Source organism: uncultured Eubacterium sp. (genome assembly GCF_934295145.1).
Lineage (GTDB): Bacteria > Bacillota > Clostridia > Lachnospirales > Lachnospiraceae > Eubacterium_I.
In genome coordinates this window covers 56,552-77,057 of the sequence record NZ_CAKRAS010000004.1, presented here as the reverse complement: position 1 = coordinate 77,057, position 20,506 = coordinate 56,552, and the positions used below count along the sequence as shown (strand labels likewise).

At 44.9% G+C, this 20,506-nt stretch carries 12 protein-coding genes and 1 riboswitch; of the genes, 1 reads left to right on the top strand and 11 read right to left on the bottom strand.

Annotation, left to right across the window (positions count from 1 at the left end; all coding sequences use genetic code 11):
• Window positions 1–123: 123 nt before the first annotated feature.
• Window positions 124–217, bottom strand: a riboswitch (cyclic di-GMP riboswitch).
• 354 nt (window positions 218–571) lie between these two features.
• The 5 genes from Q0I54_RS01665 to Q0I54_RS01645 form a co-directional block, all read right to left on the bottom strand.
• Window positions 572–1,621: a DnaJ C-terminal domain-containing protein gene (locus Q0I54_RS01665; protein WP_296115905.1), complete on the bottom strand. Its 1,050-nt coding sequence runs from the start codon at window positions 1,619–1,621 to the stop codon at window positions 572–574.
• Between the two features lie 227 nt (window positions 1,622–1,848).
• Window positions 1,849–2,625, bottom strand: coding sequence for a formate dehydrogenase accessory sulfurtransferase FdhD (gene fdhD / locus Q0I54_RS01660; protein WP_296115904.1), 777 nt, complete (start codon window positions 2,623–2,625; stop codon window positions 1,849–1,851).
• 89 nt (window positions 2,626–2,714) lie between these two features.
• Window positions 2,715–5,423 carry a formate dehydrogenase subunit alpha gene (gene fdhF, locus Q0I54_RS01655; protein ID WP_296115903.1) on the bottom strand — a complete coding sequence of 903 codons (2,709 nt, stop codon included), beginning with the start codon at window positions 5,421–5,423 and terminating at the stop codon, window positions 2,715–2,717.
• 40 nt (window positions 5,424–5,463) lie between these two features.
• The gene (locus Q0I54_RS01650) at window positions 5,464–7,302 is read right to left on the bottom strand and encodes an NAD(P)-binding protein (protein ID WP_296115902.1); all 1,839 of its coding nucleotides are present in this window, start codon (window positions 7,300–7,302) and stop codon (window positions 5,464–5,466) included.
• 163 nt (window positions 7,303–7,465) lie between these two features.
• Window positions 7,466–8,296 carry a formate/nitrite transporter family protein gene (locus tag Q0I54_RS01645; RefSeq protein WP_296115900.1) on the bottom strand — a complete coding sequence of 277 codons (831 nt, stop codon included), beginning with the start codon at window positions 8,294–8,296 and terminating at the stop codon, window positions 7,466–7,468.
• Between the two features lie 239 nt (window positions 8,297–8,535).
• Here Q0I54_RS01645 and Q0I54_RS01640 point away from each other — a divergent pair, with 239 nt between their 5' ends.
• Window positions 8,536–10,119: a helix-turn-helix domain-containing protein gene (locus tag Q0I54_RS01640; protein ID WP_296115898.1), complete on the top strand. Its 1,584-nt coding sequence runs from the start codon at window positions 8,536–8,538 to the stop codon at window positions 10,117–10,119.
• Window positions 10,120–10,234: 115 nt separating this feature from the next.
• Here the strand turns inward: Q0I54_RS01640 and Q0I54_RS01635 are convergent, their stop codons facing one another.
• The 6 genes from Q0I54_RS01635 to Q0I54_RS01610 all read right to left on the bottom strand — a co-directional run bounded on the left by Q0I54_RS01635 (window position 10,235) and on the right by Q0I54_RS01610 (window position 20,440).
• Window positions 10,235–12,415, bottom strand: a complete 2,181-nt coding sequence (locus tag Q0I54_RS01635) for a YhgE/Pip domain-containing protein (protein ID WP_296115897.1) — start codon at window positions 12,413–12,415, stop codon at window positions 10,235–10,237.
• A complete protein-coding gene (locus Q0I54_RS01630; RefSeq protein WP_296115896.1) occupies window positions 12,415–14,952 on the bottom strand; it encodes a YhgE/Pip domain-containing protein in 2,538 nt (845 codons plus the stop codon). The genes Q0I54_RS01635 and Q0I54_RS01630 overlap by 1 nt, the downstream gene beginning before the upstream one ends.
• A gap of 150 nt (window positions 14,953–15,102) precedes the next feature.
• A complete protein-coding gene (locus Q0I54_RS01625) occupies window positions 15,103–15,954 on the bottom strand; it encodes a hypothetical protein (RefSeq protein WP_296115895.1) in 852 nt (283 codons plus the stop codon).
• A gap of 305 nt (window positions 15,955–16,259) precedes the next feature.
• Window positions 16,260–16,949: a GntR family transcriptional regulator gene (locus Q0I54_RS01620; RefSeq protein ID WP_296115894.1), complete on the bottom strand. Its 690-nt coding sequence runs from the start codon at window positions 16,947–16,949 to the stop codon at window positions 16,260–16,262.
• A 105-nt stretch (window positions 16,950–17,054) separates the two neighbouring features.
• The gene (gene pepT, locus Q0I54_RS01615) at window positions 17,055–18,269 is read right to left on the bottom strand and encodes a peptidase T (protein ID WP_296115893.1); all 1,215 of its coding nucleotides are present in this window, start codon (window positions 18,267–18,269) and stop codon (window positions 17,055–17,057) included.
• Window positions 18,270–18,709: 440 nt separating this feature from the next.
• Window positions 18,710–20,440: a peptide ABC transporter substrate-binding protein gene (locus Q0I54_RS01610; RefSeq protein WP_296115891.1), complete on the bottom strand. Its 1,731-nt coding sequence runs from the start codon at window positions 20,438–20,440 to the stop codon at window positions 18,710–18,712.
• Window positions 20,441–20,506 lie beyond the last annotated feature (66 nt).

Here is a 20,506-nt window from a genome sequence, read left to right as displayed (position 1 = left end):
CCTTTTCTTCTTTTTCCGTAAAACGTGTGACATAAAGCAAAAGAAGTTCCATGTAAATATAAATTTACAGGAACTTTTTCCATAATACCCACTTAACACTTACCTTTTATTTTCATCGAGGTATGATGCAACCTGCTAGCATGATCAGATTTCTATCTGACTTTAGCTCCTTCTGGCTTTGCGTCCCGGCTTTTCAACCGGTTTGCTATTCAAGTCGCCCCCACGTGAGACTTGGTGCATGATTCCGGTCAGCCTAAGCTGACATACTCTTCTTAGAATCACTGCACATCGTACACTCTCGCATATAAATCATCTACAATACATATTTCCTATTGAACAATGCTTTCTTTAAGTATATCACGCAGGCTTCCTCATGTCCACAAGAAAGTGCATTTGTTTGACCGGAACTTCTCGTAATTTCCTGTCATAATTCGGCTCTCAAAACACCAAAATCTTGATTCCGCCAGTTGAATATTTTTCTCAAAAGGATAGGTTGCAGCATAAAAAAGAAAGAAGGCTTTCCTCAGAAAACACTTCTTTCTTTTTAACACTTTTTTCTTTTCGACTGAGATTAGCAGGCTTTCGCAAACTCTCTCAGTTTTTCCTTCGCTGTCTCATTCAAATTCTTCGGTACCTGAATCTGGACAACTGCATATTCATCCCCATGGATCTTCTTATCTTTCATCGATACAATGCCTTTGCCCCTCAGACGGATCTTACTTCCGGACTGTGTACCCGGACGGATAGTGCAGACCACGTTTCCGGTCAGTGTCGGCACAACGGCCTCACCGCCAAAGACTGCTGTGGTAAACGGAATTGTGATGTTGGTATACACATCCATACCTTTCCGTTCAAATCCGGCTCTGTCACCGACCGTTACTTTCAAAAGCAGATCACCGGCTTCTCCACCATTGAATCCCGGATTTCCTTTGCCTTTCAGGCGCACGGTTTTACCGGTATCGATGCCTGCCGGGATATTGACTTTCAGGGACTGTACCTGACCGTTTCCATCCTGCAGATGAATCATTTTCTCACAACCAAAGGCTGCATCATCAAAACTTACCGTCACATCCGCATGAATGTCACTGCCTTTCTGGCGGAACTGACTTCCATGGAAACCGCCGCCCTGGTCAAAGCCTCCAAAGTGGCTGCCCTGACCGAATCCACCGGAACCGGATCCGTTGCTGTAATACTGATGGAATCCACCATTTCCGTCACTGTGGAAACTGTAGCTTCTTCCACCACCGTTTGCTTTTCCATGGAACATATTTCCAAAGATATCTCCGAAAATGTCTCCCATATCTTCTCCGTTAAAATGGAACTCCTGATAACTGCCATTCTGACCGCCACCGGCTCCATTGTATTTATAAGCACCGCCCTCCGGCATGCTTCCGTCGAAAGCTGCATGGCCAAACTGATCATAAAGTTTTCTTTTTTCCGGATCACTCAAAATGGAATAGGCTTCCGTGACATCTTTAAATTTCTGCTCTGCTGTCGGATCTCCGGCATTCGTATCCGGATGATACTTCTTTGCAAGTTTACGATATGCTTTTTTTATCGCCGTGGCGTCTGCATTCTTTGCAACGCCGAGTAATTCATAATAATCCTGTTTTGCTGCCATACAAATCACCATCCAATTCTTACTATATGTATCATATTTTTAAAATCATTTATAATACAAAACATTGTCTCTTTTTCGATAGCATAAATCCCCGGGAAATTCCCGGGGATTCTTAATCTCATCTGTTACACTTGTAATATAACACATGTATTTTCATATGTCAACATTCAGGAAATTTTTTCTTTCCAGCTATTTTGGGGCACATTTAAATGTTTCATTTTCTAATTTTATGCCTCATAAATCCGCTCCGGATGAGAATAAACATTAAAGGTTTTATCTCTGGCAAAACCGATCAACGTGATTCCAAGCTGCTGCGCCAGTCGGCAGGAATAATTCGTTGGTGCTGACTTTGCAATCAGAATGGAACAGCCCATGGCTCCTACTTTCTGCAGGATTTCCACCGGAACACGCCCGGAAAAGATCAAAATTCCATCCTTCATGGGGATTTTCCGAATCAGGCAGTCACCAACTACCTTGTCTACTGCCACATGCCGGCTGATATCTTCTTTATAAGACAAAAATGCTCCATGGTGAACAAAGGCTGCACAATGTACGCCACCGGTCCGGTGAAACAGCGCAGAACGTTCCTCTAATTCTCTGGAATAGGCAAGCACTTCACCGACAGAAAGTCTTACATCATCCCGTTTCGGTACAATTCCCTGTTCGTTCAATAATACCTCATCTTCCAGCAGCAGATTTTCCATCCCATTCTCATCGGTCAGATATTCACGGATCGTAATATTTATCATTCCGTGTTCCTCATCCATATCAATAGCGCGGACATCTCCTGCACTGGAAATATAACCACGCAGATAAAGATAGCCGAGAAATGCTTCCTTTTTGTCCCATGGGGAACAGATCATCTCGCCTGCTCCCCTGCCATTTACAAATAACTGGTAACTTTGTTCCACCACCAGATCTTTTTTCCCTGATACCAGCGCACTTCCATTGTAAGTGACCACATCACGGGTTACAAAATATTCATCACTGATATGTTCTGTCATAAGATTCTTCCTTACCTATTACCTGGCATTTCCACCATCTGCCGAATTCTTTCTGAACAGTCACGATTGTCCAAAGCATAAATGATCAGCTACGCTTTTTCCACCTTAACCGCACAAACTTTATACTCCGGTGTGCTGGAGATAGAATCTAGCGCGTCAGAGGTCAGCCAGTTTGCACCGCCATCCAGGAAATGGAACGGCATCCAGCACTCGCCCGGATTTGTCTTTCCTGATACGTTTGCTGTCGTCTCGATACTTCCACGTCGGGAAGATACGATTACCTTATCGCCGTCTTTGAAACCGATACGCTCCGCATCTTCTGTATTTACCTCGATGAAGGAATGTCCGGAAATCTGGTTCAGTCCTTCCGTCTTGTCGGTCATGGCACACGCATTGTAATGATAAAGAACACGTCCTGTCATCATCTTCATCGGATACTCCTCATCCGGAAGCTCCATAGACGGAATATACTCGATCGGTTTGCATAAACCAAGTCCTCTGGAGAACTTGCCGACATGCATGATCGGTGTACCCGGATGATCTTTGGAAGTACATGGCCACTGCAGACCGTTTCCTGCAACTTCCTCGCTGTCCAGACGTTCATGGCTGATTCCTGCAAAGGAAGGAGTTACGGAAGCAACTTCATCCATAACCTGTGCAGAGGTCAGATGCGGCTGCGGATATCCCATACGGTTCATGATCTCTGTAAAGATCCAGATATCTTCTTTTGTCTCACCCTCGATTTCAACCGCTTTACGGATACGCTGTACACGACGCTCTGTATTGGAGAACGTTCCTTCTTTCTCTGCATAGGAACGACCCGGAAGGACAACATCTGCCATTTTTGCAGTTTCCGTCAGGAATAACTCATCCATAACAAGGAAATCCAGGTTCTTTAATGCTTTGATCACATGTGCGGTATCCGGATCAGTACGAACCGGATCCTCGCCGAAGATGAACAGACCCCGGATTTCTTTGGTCAGCATCTTGCCGAAGCAATCCGTTGCCTTTGTTCCCTCTTTCGGGTTCAGCTTTGTGCCCCATGCTTTTTCAAATTTCTCCAGCACACCCGGTGCACTCAGTTTCTGATAGCCCGGGAACTGATCCGGAGAAGCACCCATATCGCAGGCTCCCTGTACGTTATTCTGACCACGGATCGGGTTGACACCACAGCCAGGACGGCCAAAGTTTCCTGTGATCATAGCAAGGTTGGACAGTGACATAACGCCCTCTGTACCTGTATGATGCTCTGTAACACCCAGACAGTAAATGATGGCTGCATTTTTGGCAGATGCATACATTTTTGCTGCCTCGATTAGTTTGTCCACGTCAACATGGCAGATCTCAGCCACTTTCTCTGCCGGATATTTGTCGATGACTTTCTTCATCTCCTCGAAATTCTCAGTACGATCCTCGATAAACTTACGGTCCTCAAGGCCTTCGGAAAGGATAATATTCATCATACCGTTTGCAAATGCTACGTTTGTACCCGGTGTCAGTTTCAGATGTACATCGGCGGCATGTGCCAGATCGATATCACGCGGATCGACAACGATCAGTTTTGTACCTTTATGTACAGCACGGCGGATCTGCATACCAAGTACCGGATGTGCATGCTCCGGATTGGAGCCAACCAGCATGATCAGATCTGAATCCTGTGTGATATCTGCAATGGTATTTGTCATAGCTCCGGAACCAAGTGTAGTTGCCAGTCCGGCTACCGTCGGTGCATGGCAGACACGGGCACAGTTATCGGTATTGTTGGTATGGAACGCGGTTCTTACCATCTTCTGAAGCATGTAGATATCTTCGTTTGCGGAACGTGCACAGGCAAATCCTGCCAGGCTGTCTCCACCGTAGGTATCTCTTAACTCTGTAAATTTCTTTGCCACATAATCCAGTGCCTCGTCCCAGGTAGCCTGTTCGAATTCACCGGTTTCTTTATTTTTAATCAGCGGATGACGTACTCTGTCCGGATGATCTACGAAATCAAAGGAACCGCTGCGTCCTTTGACACAGACCATGTTGTGGTTGGACGGACCGTCTGCCCCCTCTACGTCCACGATTTTATTATCTTTGACGATCAGATCATACTGACATCCGGTTGCACAGTGCGGACAGGTAGTACGCACACGTTTTACTTCCCATGCACGGTAATTTTTTCTTCTCTTGATGGTCAGTGCACCTGTCGGGCAGGCCTGTGCACAGTTACCACAGGACTCGCAGCGTGTCTCTTCCCAGTCATCACCAAACGGCGCGTCAATAATTGTAAATTTACCGGTTCTGCGCAGCTTGATCGCTCTTCTTCCGGTTGCAACTCTACAGGTCTGTACACAACGCTGACAGTAAATACATTTGGACGGATCATAAGCCAGGAACGGATGTGCATCTTTTTTCGGAACATCACATTCCAGCAGGCTTCTGGATCCCATGTAAGGTGTTGTATCGATCTCATACTGGTTACAATATTTCTGAAGTTCGCAGTCACCGTTTTTCTCACAGTTAAAGCAGTCAATATTGTGGTTGGAAAGAAGCAGTTTTAAAACTGTCTTTCTCGCATCGATTACTTTCTGGCTGGCGGTCTGCACAACCATGTCTTCTTTTACTTTTGTGTTGCAGGCTGTGGCAAGTTCGTTTTTGCCCTCTACTTCTACTACGCACAGGCGACAGGATCCGATGTCACTGATGCCCTCTAAGTAGCAGAGTGTAGGGATTTCAATACCGGCAGTTTTTGCTGCCTGAAGGATTGTCATGCCCTCTGCTGCTTCCACGTTTCTTCCATCTATGGTCAAACGCATCTGTTATTACCTCCATATATAAACTTGAACATTTTCCGTATTATTTGTCGATGGCATCCTGAAGCTTACCGCATCCGAATACATCACATCTCAAGCATCTGCCGGACTCCTGAATTGCTTCCTCATGAGTCATCGGGCATTCTACATGCTCAAAATCGTGTTTTCTCTCATAAGCCGGGCGCTCGCCAATATTGACACGGCCAGTCGGAACACGGTTGTTCTCTCTTGCTTCCGGTGCTTCCACACCACAGTTTAACGTATGATGGTAACCAAGATATTCATCGATATTGTGTGCTGCAACTTTTCCGGCTGCGATTGCTTTAATTGCCGTTGCCGGTCCTGTTGCACAGTCACCGCCGACAAATACACCCGGCATACCTTCTACAGCAGTATCGAGTCCTGCCTTGAATACATGCCATTCTGCCGGCATTCCAAACTCCTCGAACGGTTCGCTGACGATATCCTGACCAACAGCGATCAGCACAACATCACACGGGACTCTCAGCGGATCTTTGGATGCAGAATCTACCGGTGACGGTCTGCCACCACGGTATGCGCCGATCATCTGAGGCTGTACCCAGAGTGCACAGCAATCGCCGTTTTCATTCTTTTCAATGCTCTTTGGAGCCTGAAGGAGCATCAGTTCGATACCTTCCATAACTGCAGACTCGATTTCGGTATCCAGAGCAGTCATATCTTCCTGACGTCTTCTGTATACAATGCGGACATCTTTTGCACCGCAGCGGAGTGCGCTTCGAGCAGCATCCATAGCTACGTTTCCACCACCGATAACGGCAACAGTCTTTCCGGTGTAATCCGGGCGATGGCCATGTCCGATCTCATCCAGCATTTCTACTGCGGAAAATACGTTATTTGCATCAATGTTGTCCAGACGGAGTTTTTTACCCTTCTGTGCACCGATGGCAACAAACATTGCATCATGGCTGTTTCTTACTTCCTCGATGGAAATATCCACACCTACGTTTGTATTATATTTTACTTCAATATTTCCGGTGGAAAGGATGGCGTTCATATCCTCATCCATGCGGTCTTTCGGGAATCGGTAATTCGGGATTCCGTACATCAGCATGCCGCCTAAGCGTTCTTTTGCTTCATAAACAGTTACTTTGTGCCCCATCAGAGACAGGAAATATGCTGCTGTCATTCCGGCCGGGCCGCCGCCGATAACGGCAACTTTTTTGCCGGTAGACACATTGGCCTTCGGAACTGCTACCTGATCTGCTGCAATCTGATCTACCGCATATTTTTTGATACCGCGGATGTTGATGGAATCGTCGATCAGATTTCTACGGCAGCGCTCCTCACACGGATGCTCACAGATCATGGCACAGGCCGTCGGTAACGGATTGTCCCGGCGGATCAAGTTGATGGCCTCTGCATAGTTTCCTTCATGTACATGTGCAATGTAACCCGGAATGTCGACATGCGCCGGGCAGAGTGTTACACATGGAATCTTCTGTCCCACGTTCTGCGGACATTCGTGCGCCTTGATATGGCTCTCATACTCAGAGGCAAAGGTCTCAAGTCCTTCCAATACTTCGATGGCGGACTGATAACCAATGGCACAGTCTGCAGAATCACGGATCATAATGGCGATTTCTTTCATCTCATCCAGCATTTCCATGGTTCCAACACCATTCAGGATCTGCTCTAACAGTTTTGCAAGCTGTGGAAGACCATCACGACATGGCACACATTTTCCACAGGTTTGATTCATAGAAGCGTGCAGCAGTGATAACTGTACGGTTAACGGACATGTTCCAGGCGGGTAGACTTCTACTTTTCTGGAGAATTTCTCTAACAGGTCCCCGATGATCACATCACGGCTGTGCTTTCCGGCAAGATAAATCTTACTCATTTCTTTAATATCCCTCCTAACCAGTATCGCAACAGGATACTGTAATGTATCTATTATAACGAACAAAAGGTGCTCTCAGCATATGCCAAAAGCACTATTTTGTATTTGAATTTGTGCAATCCATACATTTTTGAAAAGCATTCTCAACTGATCAGTTCTGTTCTTACGCATCTGCTTTATTTTTTCTGATATAAATAAACCAGTACGCGCATCCGATACAAACTGCACCGCCTACGATATTTCCAAGGGAAACCGGCAACAGATTTTTACCAAAGAAATTGCCCCAGGTCAGATTTGTCAGATCCACTCCCGCATCCGTGGCTGCCTGTACATAAACTGCATTTGTTTTTGCAAAAAGGCCTGCACTGATGTAATACATATTTGCGATACTATGCTCAAATCCACAGAGCACAAACATCATGATCGGGAAAAACAGCCCCACGATCTTGCTGACTACTTCCTTTGCCGCAAAGGAAATCCATACAGCGGTACATACCAGGAAGTTACAGAGAATGCCTTTGATAAATGCATCACTAAACGGCATGGAACATTTGCTTACTGCCGTAGATAATACCGATACGGCCATTCCATTTCCAAACAGAGACGGCTGATGACTGAACGCAACGCCTGCACCTACCAGGATTCCACCGATCAGGTTGCCGATGTACACGATCACCCAGTTTTTCAGCATCTGGCTTACAGTGATCTCTTTCTCCAGAAGCGGAATCGTCAACAGACAGTTACCGGTGAATAGTTCACTTCCAGCGATCAGAACCATCGTCAGCCCACCCGGGAATACACAGGCTCCAATAAATTTTCCAAGAGACGGTTCTGTGATGGACACTGCAACGGTGGTTGCTCCGACACCACCAAATCCGATGAATGCACCTGCCAGGATCGCAAGGATGATCATTTTCGGAATCGGTGTATTTACCTTACCTTTTCCGGTTGCGATGTAATTTTTGGCCACTTCGGCCGGTGTAAAAAAGTTCATGATTATACCTCCCATTTATACTCCTTGTACTTTTGTATCTATATTAATACAATACATCTCATCTTTGTATGTCAATAAATACAAAAATATACTTTAAAAATATGCTATTCACACATTTGCATATCGTGGTATAATGAGCGCATGAGCGTCATCTGTTTTTCAACTGACAGATGTTCAAATATTCAAATGATAAGATCACAGCATTTTTGCCATGTGACAAATCATACAGGAGAATTTTTATGCGGATACCATTAAACGTACTTTTATATCAGCTTTCTGCCAACAGCATATATGAAAGCCGGAATATTGATCTGACCTGCAGCTTTGACGGTGTACAGCTTTTTGATCAGACGCAGCTTGCCGGAACTTATGAAAATGAACTCTATCTGGTTGCAGATCAGGTGCTTTTAACAGCTTTAAGCCGGACTTCAGACCAGAATCTGCAGTCAAACTGTACGTTCCTGTGTATCTGTCAGGATGAAAAACTCCATACATCCGATTTTCCATCCGGTCTTTCCATGATTCTTTTGTATACCGACGAGTCTTTTCCGCTTGTGTTCAATCGGATTTTGAAGATCTTTCATGATTTTGATGTCTGGGACAAAAACTTTCATCTGATGCTGATCCAGCAAAAATCCCTGCAGGATCTTTTGAACCTGTCGAGAGATTTTCTTGTTCACCCGATGGTGGTACTGGATCGCAATTACTCTATCCTTGGTTACCTCAAAAATCCGGAAGTCAGTGATCCGATCATGGAATCCATTCTGTCTGCCGGTTATGTGACACCACAGATCATGGAGCGGCTGCGTCAGGACGGACTCATCTCCACCTCAGAGCAGACGGAAAATCCGCTGGTCAGCTGGTACAGTCTGACCACCCATGACTGCTACTACAGTATGATGTACCGCTTCAAAGCAAACAATCATACCGTCGGCTATGCACTGATTTTTCACTGTGCCGTTCATCCGAGGACAAATTACCTCTATCTGATGAATATCGTGACCGAAAACCTGCAGCTGTTTTTCCAGCAGAAACGTTTTACCAACCGGTCTTCTTCTGAAATTTATGAGCCGGTCTTCCACGATATTTTAGAGCATCCGGAGACCCCGCAGCAACAGATTGAGGATCAGCTTGGTTATATTCCCGATCTGACCATGAATGGGCGCTTTATGCTCGCGGTCATCCGCTACAACGGGGAACAGGATCTTCCTTTTTCCTTTGTCAGCTGGAATCTGCGGACCTCGATTCCGCAGTTGAAACCATTTGTATATCAAAACACTCTTTATATATTGAAAAATAACAGCGAGAACGAAAGCTATGCCACCTTCCTGACGCCGGAAGAAGAAACGATTTTCCAGAAAAACTTCCGGAACCGGTACTTTGAGTGCGGCATCAGCAATACCTTCTTCTCCCTGATGGATCTGCCAACTGCCGCTATCCAGGCCAGAGAAGCATTGAATCTTGCTACCAGCGGTTCAGAGAACAGTACTCCCGCTTTTTATCATTTTTCCAGCAGTTACACCCGGTATCTTCTGCAGGAATTAAAAAAAGCCGGTATGGACAAAATCATGGCTTCTCCCTGCTACGAAGTGCTGCGCCAGTACGATGAAACCCACAACGGCGATCTGTGTTATATTTTTATGCAATTTCTGAAAAACGGACGAAATATCAACCAGACGGCCACCGCTATTTTCCAGCACCGCAATACGGTACTGAATAAAGTAAAAAAAGCGGTTTCCATTATGCAGAACGAATGCGAAGATTATCAGGCGCACATTGCTTTTATTCTTTCTTATATGAATGATCACGAAGATAATCTGTAAAAAGAACGGTTATTCACAAAAAATCCCCGCTGTTACTTATATCTTTCAGTAACAACGGGGATTTCTTTTTATATTCATGAACATAATTTCCGTAAATTTACATCCACCTGGAGCATTACATAAGCTTTGTCTCTTCCAGTTTTTCTGTAAAAGCATCATTTGCCTTGATGATCGGTTTGCGAAGCACCAGCCCGACGATCAGGGAAATACCTAAGAATATTGCAAGTTTTCCAAGATCGATCCAGTAATTCATGCCATACATGCCTCCCACCGTCTCCCGCAGCGCAGCCATACTGTGTGTAAATGGAAGTAGCGGATAAACCGCACGGAAGAAGGACGGCGCTACCTCGATCGGGAAGGTTCCACCGGTTCCGGCTACCTGCACAACCAGCAGAATGACGCTGACCGCTTTTCCAATGTCTCCCAGCGACACCGTCAGCGTATAAATAATGTTTACAAATACCAGGCTTGAGAACCAGCAGCCCAGCAGGAACAAAAACGGATGCTCACACTGAATCCCCAGATAGAGCAGATCACCTAAAGCGATCAATGTACTCTGGAACAAACCAACGATCATAAATGTAATAAAACGTCCGAAATAAATCTGATGCAGCTTGACATTTTTTAATCCTTTCGTGCAATTCTCAGATACATTGACTTTCAGCATCGCTACCAGAACAATGCCACCGATCCAGATCGACAATACGGAATAAAACGGAGCCATAGAAGAACCATAATTAGCAATTTCATATATCTTGTGCGTATCCAGTGAGACAGGCGCTGCCAAAAATGTACTGATTGCAGATTTATCCCCGGAAATCAAAGATTTCAGTTCTGAAAAATCTCCGCTCGCTTCCATCTCATCCAGCTTTGCTGTCGTATCTGCAATCCGGTCAGAAGCTGCCGTCAGCAGTTCAGCAGAATCTCCCAGTACTTTCTGGATTTCTGACAGATCAGAATCTGCTGTATCTGTCAGTTTATAAATGCCGCTGGCACTCTGATCCAGCTGCGACAGCAAACCGGAAATCTCCTGTTTGGAAGATGTCAGGGACGCTGACAGCTGATTTAATGATTTCTGTACCGAAGATTTATAACTTGCAGACACACCGGATATATTTTCCTGATTCTTTGCTGTCAGATCCTTTAACTCACTCCGGGCAGTACTCAGATCGGTTGTGGTATCCCGCAGGCCTTTTGCACTGTTTTGTAACTCACTTTGCAGATTTTTCTGCTGCTGAATGGAAGTATCCATCCGAACCACAATTGCGTCAACTAGTGGGGATGTCTCCGGATATTTATCTGCAACTGCTGCTACAGAGTCCCGGACTGAAGTATAGGCAGTCACCACATTTCCTACCTGACCGGCCAGCGTATCCAGCGTGGATGCGATCTGCTGTGCATCCGCATTCTCATCTTCAAAAGCATCTGAAATCACCTGATCCATCTGATCATACACATTTTCTGCAGATTTCAGTGCTGTTCCAACACTGTCTGCGGCCGCATCCATGGAATCATCCAGACTGGAAAATGTTTTTGATGTCTCCTGAAATGTCTGCCTGCTCTCCTTCGTCTGCTCTTGCGCAGTTTGCAGAAATTCCGTAGTAGAATGCAGCAGTTTCTGCGCGGAACCTGTCATATCCGAAAAAGATTCCAGCAAACCGGCAGAAGCGGTCAGATCTCCTGCAATCTGATTCAGGTTTGTATTCAGATTAGCCACGATCGTCTCCGCACCACTGGCTTGTGTCATATTGGAAACTGCCTGCAGTACCGTCAGTGTTGTATCTGAAACCGTCTCGATAAATACCTCATTTACCTGACGCTGCACTGCACCGGCTCCTTTATCTGTTACCTTCGGTGCAATGGCATTTTCCTTGGCATTGGAATAATATGTAATCTCCGGTTTTTCCACCTTTTCAGAAAAAACACTCATCATCTTGTTACTGAAATCCTTCGGAATCACGATCGCTGCATAATATTTTCCGGATTTCACTCCACTGGTAGCTTTTTCCTCTGTGGTAAACACCCACTCCATCTGGGTATTTTCCCGCAAAGCAGACAACACTTTATCACCGATATTGATTTCAATCGGAATCAGACTTCCCTCATATCCTTCATCTACGCTGGCTACAGCCACCTTCAGATTTCCGGTGTTGGAATACGGATCCCAGCTGGCTGCAATATTGAACCACGCATACAGGCAGGGAACGACACTGATACCAATGATGACAACCAGCGCAATGACATTATTGCGGATACGCATCATATCCCGCTGAAAAATTTTCCATACATTTTTCATCAGATGTCTCCCTCCTTAATCTTTTTTACCAGTTCTTCCGGTTCCAGTCCGCTCATCTCCAGCTGACGTACAATACGGTCATGCACATACTCCACACAGATCAGATATACTACCAGTGCGATCAGTGAAATGATCCAGAGCACCAGAAATACAAATTTAGCCGGTAATACAAAGGATAAAATTAAAAATACAAGTGGTATCACAAGGATTCCCGCGAATCCAATGCGCACCATTTTCGGATATTTCAATTCAAACTTTCCGGATTTTTCCAGAAAACGGCGTTTTGTCAAATCATCCCGCATCAAGATTTCAAGCATCAGCTGCATCTGCGGAAGCTGTTTTTCACTTCCGGCGGTCTCACCTACCATCATTTCTGTCTCTTCCAGACGACGGTCAAACAGATGATTCAGATTCATCAGCAGCGGCCGGAGCACCAGACCAATAAAGAGCGCCAGTGCTAAAAATACAAACATCACTGCCATATTTTTCACATAAGTATTCTCGTAAAATCCTGCGATGCACTCACGCATACCACGGATAGAATACGTAAATGGCAAGAAAGGATTAAGTTTCTGGAAAAATCCAGGCATCATCTCGATCGGATACGTACCGGAGGAACCCGGAATCTGCAAAATGATCAGAAATACACCCAATGCTTTTCCGATATGCTTGAACGTAAGCGCCATTGCGAAAATAATATTTACATAGATAAACGAACAGAACATGCCACTCGCCACAAACAGTACCGGGTGTACACACTGCACTTTCAACAATACAATATCACCGATGCAGACAATAAATCCCTGGATTACTGCAAGTACAACAAACAGCAGCCATCTGCCGAAATATGCACTGGTATTGGAAAAATCAGATACTTCCTCATCCTTATCCACTTCCTGCTTTAGGATAGAAACCAGAATCAGACCGCCTACCCAAAGTGCAAGGTTTGTATAAAATGGTGTCATACCGGTTCCATAATTTTCCACATCATACAACACTTCAGAATTAATAGACACCGGAGATGCCATAAAATCGGAAATAGCCTCGGCATCAATGCCTTCCAGTTCTAAAATTTCCTGATAAGCCTCAGAACTTTGCATTGCCTTAATATCCGTCTGTACTGTTTCCAGCTGTGCATCGACCTTCTCCAGTGCAGAACCAGTTTTGGTCAGCGCATTCACGCTGTCATCCAGACTGGTCTGCAGCTGCTGCAGCATCGTGCTCAGCTGATCTACCATCGGCGTGATTCCTGATAATGTTGCAGACATTTCTCCACTGACCGTTGCCAGTCCATCCAGAGACTGACTGATCTGCGGAACAGTAGACTGCGTCAGAGTACTGCGGTAATTTTTCAGATCATCCCGACTGTTTCCCATAATCTGTTCCAGATTCTGTCTGGTATTTTGCGAAGTAGTTACCATATCTGCGATGGCTGAATTACTTTTGTCCAGAGAATCAAGCACCTGGCCAATCTCCTGATTCTGCTTTTGCAGATTTGCGATCTGCTCTGTGATCGTTGCTGAAATCTGTGAATCGTTTGCGATACTTCCCTGCAATTTTGCAAGTTCATCCAGAATCTGCTGATTTTTCTGATTTAAATCCGCCACCGAATCGAGGCCGCCACCCACAGATGTATTCACCTGGGTCACTTTCGATTCCAGATTTCCCAGTTTGATCGATGCAGTAATATACGCATCATTCAAAAACAGATCTCCGCTTGTCAGACTGTCAGAAAATACCGCCGAAAAATCAGAAACTGCCTTCCGGCTCTCCCCCAGCAGATCCGTGCTCTGATCCAGCGTATCAGATACAGATGCAGCTGATTTTTTCACCTTTTCCAACGAAGACAGGGTATCCTGGATCAGTGAATCCGAACTTCCTACTGTTTCCCGGAAATGATCCAACACATTCTGATAACCGGCCAGATTCTCCCGCACAGCAGAAATAGAACTGAGCAATTCCGAATTGGTATTGTCCACATCCACTGTCAGGTTTTCGGCAGATGTACTGACCATCTCTGAAATCGCTTCAGAAGCCACAGATGAAAAAGTATCGTTGATCTGCTGCTGCAATGTCGTGGCACCCGTATCTGTGATCTTCGGTGCAATTGCATTTTTCTTTTCATTAATATAGTAATCCAGCTGCGGCTTCTTAACGTCTCCGGATAAAATACTCAGCAGTGAATCACTGAAATTCTCCGGAATAACAATGGCTGCATAGTAGGCACCCGATTTTACGCCCTCAATGGCTTTCTCCTCATCCACAAAAGTCCAGCCAAGCTTCTTATTTTCCTTCAGATTATCAATGATCGTGGCTCCCGCATCCAGTGACATCTGCGCTGTATCGGCGCCCTCATCACAATTTGCGACAGCCACCTTAATGCCTTTTGTATTTCCATAGGGATCCATATTCGCCGCAATATTAAACCATGCATACAACGACGGTAACAGACATACGCCGCCCAGTACCAGCACTGCCGCACGATTTCGAAGCAGCCGCTTCAAATCTCTTCGAAATATCTTCAGTACGTTTTTCATATTTGTTCTGCACACTCCTGTTTTATGCTCCACTTTTCGATAAATTAATATGTTTCGAATAACTATTATACGAAAGGGAAAAAACTGAGTCAACCACTCAAATTACGACTTTCGTCTAAAAAGCAACGATTCCGAAGAATCGTTGCTTTTTTATACTGTGCCTGTTACGATCAGCGTGCTGATGCCAGGATTTGTGATCCAGATGCCGGTGACCGGATCCTGGGCATATTCTGCCGCAGGCACGGTTACTTTTCCGGCGATGGTTGCAAAACTTCCGGTTGTCTCATCGTAGGTGTAATCCACGCCTTCTGTCCATGCGGTTCCATTGAAGGATACCGTCAGATTTTTCAGAATTGGATCAAAATCATCCGTGATGACTGCTGCGGTTCCTGCTGCTGCCGCGGTATTTCCGTTATTCTGGACTAAAAACGTATACGTCAATGTGCCATTTTCTGTTACCGGAACCGGGCTCACAGATTTTGTGATCGTCAGCACCGGTTCACTCAAAGCCTGAATGCTTTCTTTCACGTTCACTGGTGTAATGCCTCCACCAGAAATCGTCGCAGTATTCGTAATCTCTGACTCTTCTGCCAGTGGTGCATATTCCGTCGGCTTTGTCTCATACACAAGTAATGCATTTCCGCCTGCCGGGATATTTAAACCGCTAACAGTCAGCGGTGCTCCTGCTGCCACCGTCGGTTTTGGCTGCAATACGCCATTGACATAGTAATTAATTGTATCTGCCACATAAGAAAGAGGCGTCAGCGTTGTCGTTGCAAAGGCATACGTTCCAAGATTGTCCTCCAGTGTCAGACCATTCAGCGGCACGCTGCCGGAATTTACTACGCTGATCAGATATGTCACTGTATCGTCCTGTGCATAAACTTTCCTGACCGCTGTCTTTGTCGCAGACAGCACTTCCAGAATTTCCCCTACTGCAATATTTGAATTCGCCACGGAATCCCCGTAACGCAATTGCGCCTGATTCGTAAACCTTGCCATATTATTACCTTCCTTTCTTCGGCACATTCACCGAAGGCTCTATCAGATCAAGTCGAATGCATTTCAAGTCGAACGCATGTGAGACTTCATACAAGACTTGCAGCTGATCTATTATGATTACATGGATTATTCCGTGCTTTTCACACTGTAATCATAGTATAAAATATGCAAAATTTACGGTTCTGGATAACGTAAATCGAAAAATCAGCTTTATTTTTCTCAAGGAGCGCTTGTTTTAGCGACCGAGACAAAATAAAGCTGATTTTCTTCCTTACCTATATTCACCACAAAAGAACCCACGATGCCTAAAACGCACAGTCCCAGCCACGCTCAAGATCTGGCGCATCCACATTTTGTTCACGCATCATTTCACCGATGGTTCTCCAGTAATGGTCTTTGATGGCCTTACAGATTGCTTCACAATCTCCTGCCACACATGCATCATAAATGATTTTATGCGATGCATACTGTCGTTTTGCGATAGCTTCTTTATCCTGCACCAGATCATATCCTGCGAAGAGATTACCGTAGTACTGCTCTTTCCATGCTTTCTGAACCCGTGACATACCACACATTTTTACCAGTTCTTCATGAAATTCATTATCACATTCAAATACCTGGTCGAATTCCTCTGCCGTCAGATTTTTCATACGTTTCAGAATATCTTCCAGATGCTGCATGGATTCCTCCGGCATTTTTCCATGAAGAAACCGCACACTGATGACCTCATAATTGGTTCTCAGCAGATACACCTCATAGGAGTCTTCAAAGGAGAGTTCTTTCACAGAACAGCCTACGTTTCTTGTATACACAATAATTCCTTCATTCTCCAGCTGGCGAAGTGCCTCACGGATCGGTCCCCGGCTCGTATGAAATTCTTTCGCCAGTTCTAATTCCACAATGCGCTGTCCGGGTTTGATCTCATGGTTAAAAATTTTGCTGCGAATCGCATCCACAATGCTCTCTCTTAACGTCTGATACAATAATGCACCCATAAAACTTACCACTCTTTCTTACTCTTTTTTCAACAAACAATTATATGTACGATTCTCCGGAATGCTCTCAACACTCCGTTTTTTCACCTTCTGCAGAAACGGGGATCATTCCATATTAGATATGATATTTTTAATAATAGCTACCGCTTTATCCATTCCCTCTGCGGAAATATGCTCATATGCACCGTGGAATCCATAACCGCCGGTTCCAAGGTTCGGACACGGAAGTCCCACAAAGCTCAATCTTGCACCATCTGTACCTCCGCGGATTGGAACGATATCCGGTGTAACATCCGCATCTTTACAAGCCTGAACTGCATAATCGATCAGCTGCATGCACGGCTCGATTTTTTCACGCATATTGCGATAGGAATCCTGCAGATTCAGCTCTACGGTTCCCTCACCATATTTTTTATTTAAAGAAGCTGTGATTTCCTGCATCAATGCCTTACGTGCTTCGTATTTATCTGCGTCAAACTCACGGATCAGATAGCTCATCGTCGTCTCTTCCACACTTCCGTTCATTTCCATAAGATGGAAAAATCCTTCATATCCTTCCGTGTGCTCCGGTGCTTCCTGCTCTGGAAGCATACTCTGTAATTCCATGGCAATCTTCATGGAATTGACCATAATGTCCTTTGCTTCGCCCGGATGCACATTGACACCATGAATAGCAAACTCAGCGGAAGCAGCATTAAAATTCTCAAACTGGATTTCTCCTTCCGGACCTCCGTCTACAGTATAAGCATACGGTGCGCCGAAACGCTCCAGATCCATATGGCAGGCGCCACTTCCAACTTCCTCATCTGTCGTAAAGCTGATGCAGACTTTTCCATGAGGGATCTCACCTTTTAATAACTCCTCAGCGACTGTCAGAATTTCAGCAATACCGGCTTTGTCGTCCGCACCCAGCAAAGTTGTTCCATCTGTGGTGATCAGCGTTCTTCCAGCCATTTCCTTCAATGCCGGAAAATCTTTTGTCGTCAGTATTCTTCCTGAAGTTCCAAGAGTCACATCCTTACCATCATAGTTTTCAATAATCTGTGGATTTACATTTTCTCCACTATAATCCGGTGCAGTATCCATATGTGCGATAAAACCAATGGCTGTACGATCTTCATATCCAGGAGTTGCCGGAATATGTCCATAGACATAACCATACTCGTCCATCATAGCATCTTCGATGCCAATCTCTTTCATTTCTTTCACCAGAAGTTTTGCCAGATCAAACTGACGCTCCGTTGTCGGAGAAGTGGTGCTCTCTTCATCACTGGTTGTCCAGACTTTCACATAATTTAATAATCTTTCATAAGCTCGCATAGTAAATCCTCCTAAAGCAATTACTCCTATGTATTTATATATAAAGTAATTTATTATTCTGGTAATAAAATTTCATTGAAAAAAGTACGCCTATATTACTCGTATTCTTTTCACTAAAATCTTATTATAATATTTATCTGACTGACTGAAAAATATTGCCATTGTGTAGATGAGAATTTTCATCAGTGAGAAGCAACGCAAGACGGTAGGGCAATTTTCGTCATCGGAGCGAGCATAGTCCGATTGCGTGAGTGTGTCTGAGGCTGCTGATCTTGCAGCCGAGTTCACGGAAGCAATCGGAGATAAGCGGCGCAGCGCAGATAGAAAATTGTCCGTGTCTGCGTGCTTCTCACTGATAAAATTCTCCTCATAACACAAAAACAAAATTTTCTTTTTTAAAAAAGGAATCCTGCAAGCAGGATTCCTTTTCATGTCATTTACTACTTAGACTGTGTACAATATCCAAAGAAGAAGTATCCCAGTGGTGTGTAGTACATGCCTTCGATTCCATCACGCAGCATATATTTCTGTGTATAGAAGTACAGCGGATCAACTACGTAATCCTGACCTACTAAGATGTCCTCTGCCTGATGTAACAGTTTCATACGTGCAGCAGGATCAGATTCAGCTTTTGCCTGGTTGATCAGGTTATCGTAATCCGGGTTAGCGTACTGAGCGTCGTTATTTCCGCCGCCTGTTACCCACATATCAAGGAAGGAAACCGGATCATTGTAATCAGAAATCCATCCGTTACGTGCGATAGAGTAATCACCGTTTTTACGTGTCTGAAGGAAGGATGCCCACTCCTGGTTGTTCAGTGTAACTGTTACGCCAAGTTCCTGCTCCCACATGTTCTGAAGTGCTTCAGCAACTGCTTTATGAGCATCACTTGTGTTGTACAGATATTCTACAACCGGGAATCCCTCGCCGTTCGGGTAACCAGCCTCTGCAAGGAGCTGTCTAGCTTTCTCACAGTTTGCTTCATAAGCATCTTTTGTCGGATCATAGTAATCTCCACCAACCTTACGGAAGTCAGAACCTTCCTCAGCATCAGAGATACCGCTTGGTACATATGCACTGGCCTCAACCTGTCCGGACTGAGTTACTTTTTCAACAATGTAGTTACGATCAACAGCCAGTGTGAATGCCTCACGTACTTTCGGATTGTCGAAAGGAGCTTTCTGTGTCTGGAAGCATACATAATATGTTCCAAGGTAATCTACGATCTTCATATCGCCGGAAGCGATCAGGTTCGGAAGTTCTGCCTGTGGAGCCTCCTGGATGTAATCAAGCTCGCCGGATTTGAAACCGGAAAGCATAGCGTTTGTATCATCCATCAGTTTGAATGTCAGAGTATCCGGTCCAAGGTTCTCATAATCGTAGTAGTTCTCATCTTTTGCCATTACGATCTGTGAGTTATGTGTCCACTCTGTCAGTTTGTATGGACCATTGGAGATGTATGTAGAAGGATCAAATGTCCACTGATCTCCGTTAGCCTCGATGATGTCCTGACGTACAGGCATCATAGCCGGGAATGCACACAGCTCTTCAAAATATGGAAGATCTGTTGTTAAAGTTACTTCAAATGTCTTGTCATCCACTGCTTTTACAGCTAACTCAGAAGGATCTTTCTCACCAGCCATGATCTCGTTTGCATTTACAACACAATCAAGCATGTAGTTGTAATCTGCTGCTGTAGCCGGGTTAACCAGACGTTTCCAAGCATACTCAAAGTCGCCTGCTGTAACCTCTTTTCCGTCAGACCATTTGATGCCATCACGAAGGTGGAAGGTGTATGTTACAGTTCCATCATCATTTGTTGTTTTGTCATAGCTCTCAGCCTGACCGTAAGTAAGTTTTGCACCATCGCAAGTTCCGTCAGAACCTTCAACTTCTTCTCCTGTGCTCTCCCATTTCATCAGACCTTCGAATAAATGGTTTGCCATGACAGCTCCATCTACGGAGGAGTTCAGGGCCGGATCCATTGTCATCGGCTCGGATGCGAAGTTTACAGTAATGTTGAATCCATCACCACTGTTGGTTGCTGTCTGCTCTGCATCTGCAGATGTTTTGTTGTTGTCTTTAGATGCGCTGTTGTCGCTTCCACAGCCCGCAAGCATGGAAAAAGCGAAAGCTGCAACTAATACAACTGATACCAATCTCTTTTTCATAGTACTCTCCTTTATAAATTTATTGATAAAACAGGACTACCCTGCATTACCCAATCCCAATTGCTC

Bases quoted from the DNA above. Each gene is read 5' to 3' on its own strand.
- fdhD (WP_296115904.1), bottom strand. From the start codon at position 2,625: ATGACAGAACATATCAGTGATGAATATTTTGTAACCCGTGATGTGGTC.
- Q0I54_RS01620 (WP_296115894.1), bottom strand. From the start codon at position 16,949: ATGGGTGCATTATTGTATCAGACGTTAAGAGAGAGCATTGTGGATGCG.
- Q0I54_RS01610 (WP_296115891.1), bottom strand. From the start codon at position 20,440: ATGAAAAAGAGATTGGTATCAGTTGTATTAGTTGCAGCTTTCGCTTTT.
- Q0I54_RS01650 (WP_296115902.1), bottom strand. From the start codon at position 7,302: ATGAGTAAGATTTATCTTGCCGGAAAGCACAGCCGTGATGTGATCATC.
- pepT (WP_296115893.1), bottom strand. From the start codon at position 18,269: ATGCGAGCTTATGAAAGATTATTAAATTATGTGAAAGTCTGGACAACC.
- Q0I54_RS01625 (WP_296115895.1), bottom strand. From the start codon at position 15,954: ATGGCAAGGTTTACGAATCAGGCGCAATTGCGTTACGGGGATTCCGTG.
- Q0I54_RS01640 (WP_296115898.1), top strand. From the start codon at position 8,536: ATGCGGATACCATTAAACGTACTTTTATATCAGCTTTCTGCCAACAGC.
- Q0I54_RS01665 (WP_296115905.1), bottom strand. From the start codon at position 1,621: ATGGCAGCAAAACAGGATTATTATGAATTACTCGGCGTTGCAAAGAAT.
- Q0I54_RS01630 (WP_296115896.1), bottom strand. From the start codon at position 14,952: ATGAAAAACGTACTGAAGATATTTCGAAGAGATTTGAAGCGGCTGCTT.
- fdhF (WP_296115903.1), bottom strand. From the start codon at position 5,423: ATGCGTTTGACCATAGATGGAAGAAACGTGGAAGCAGCAGAGGGCATG.
- Q0I54_RS01645 (WP_296115900.1), bottom strand. From the start codon at position 8,296: ATGAACTTTTTTACACCGGCCGAAGTGGCCAAAAATTACATCGCAACC.
- Q0I54_RS01635 (WP_296115897.1), bottom strand. From the start codon at position 12,415: ATGAAAAATGTATGGAAAATTTTTCAGCGGGATATGATGCGTATCCGC.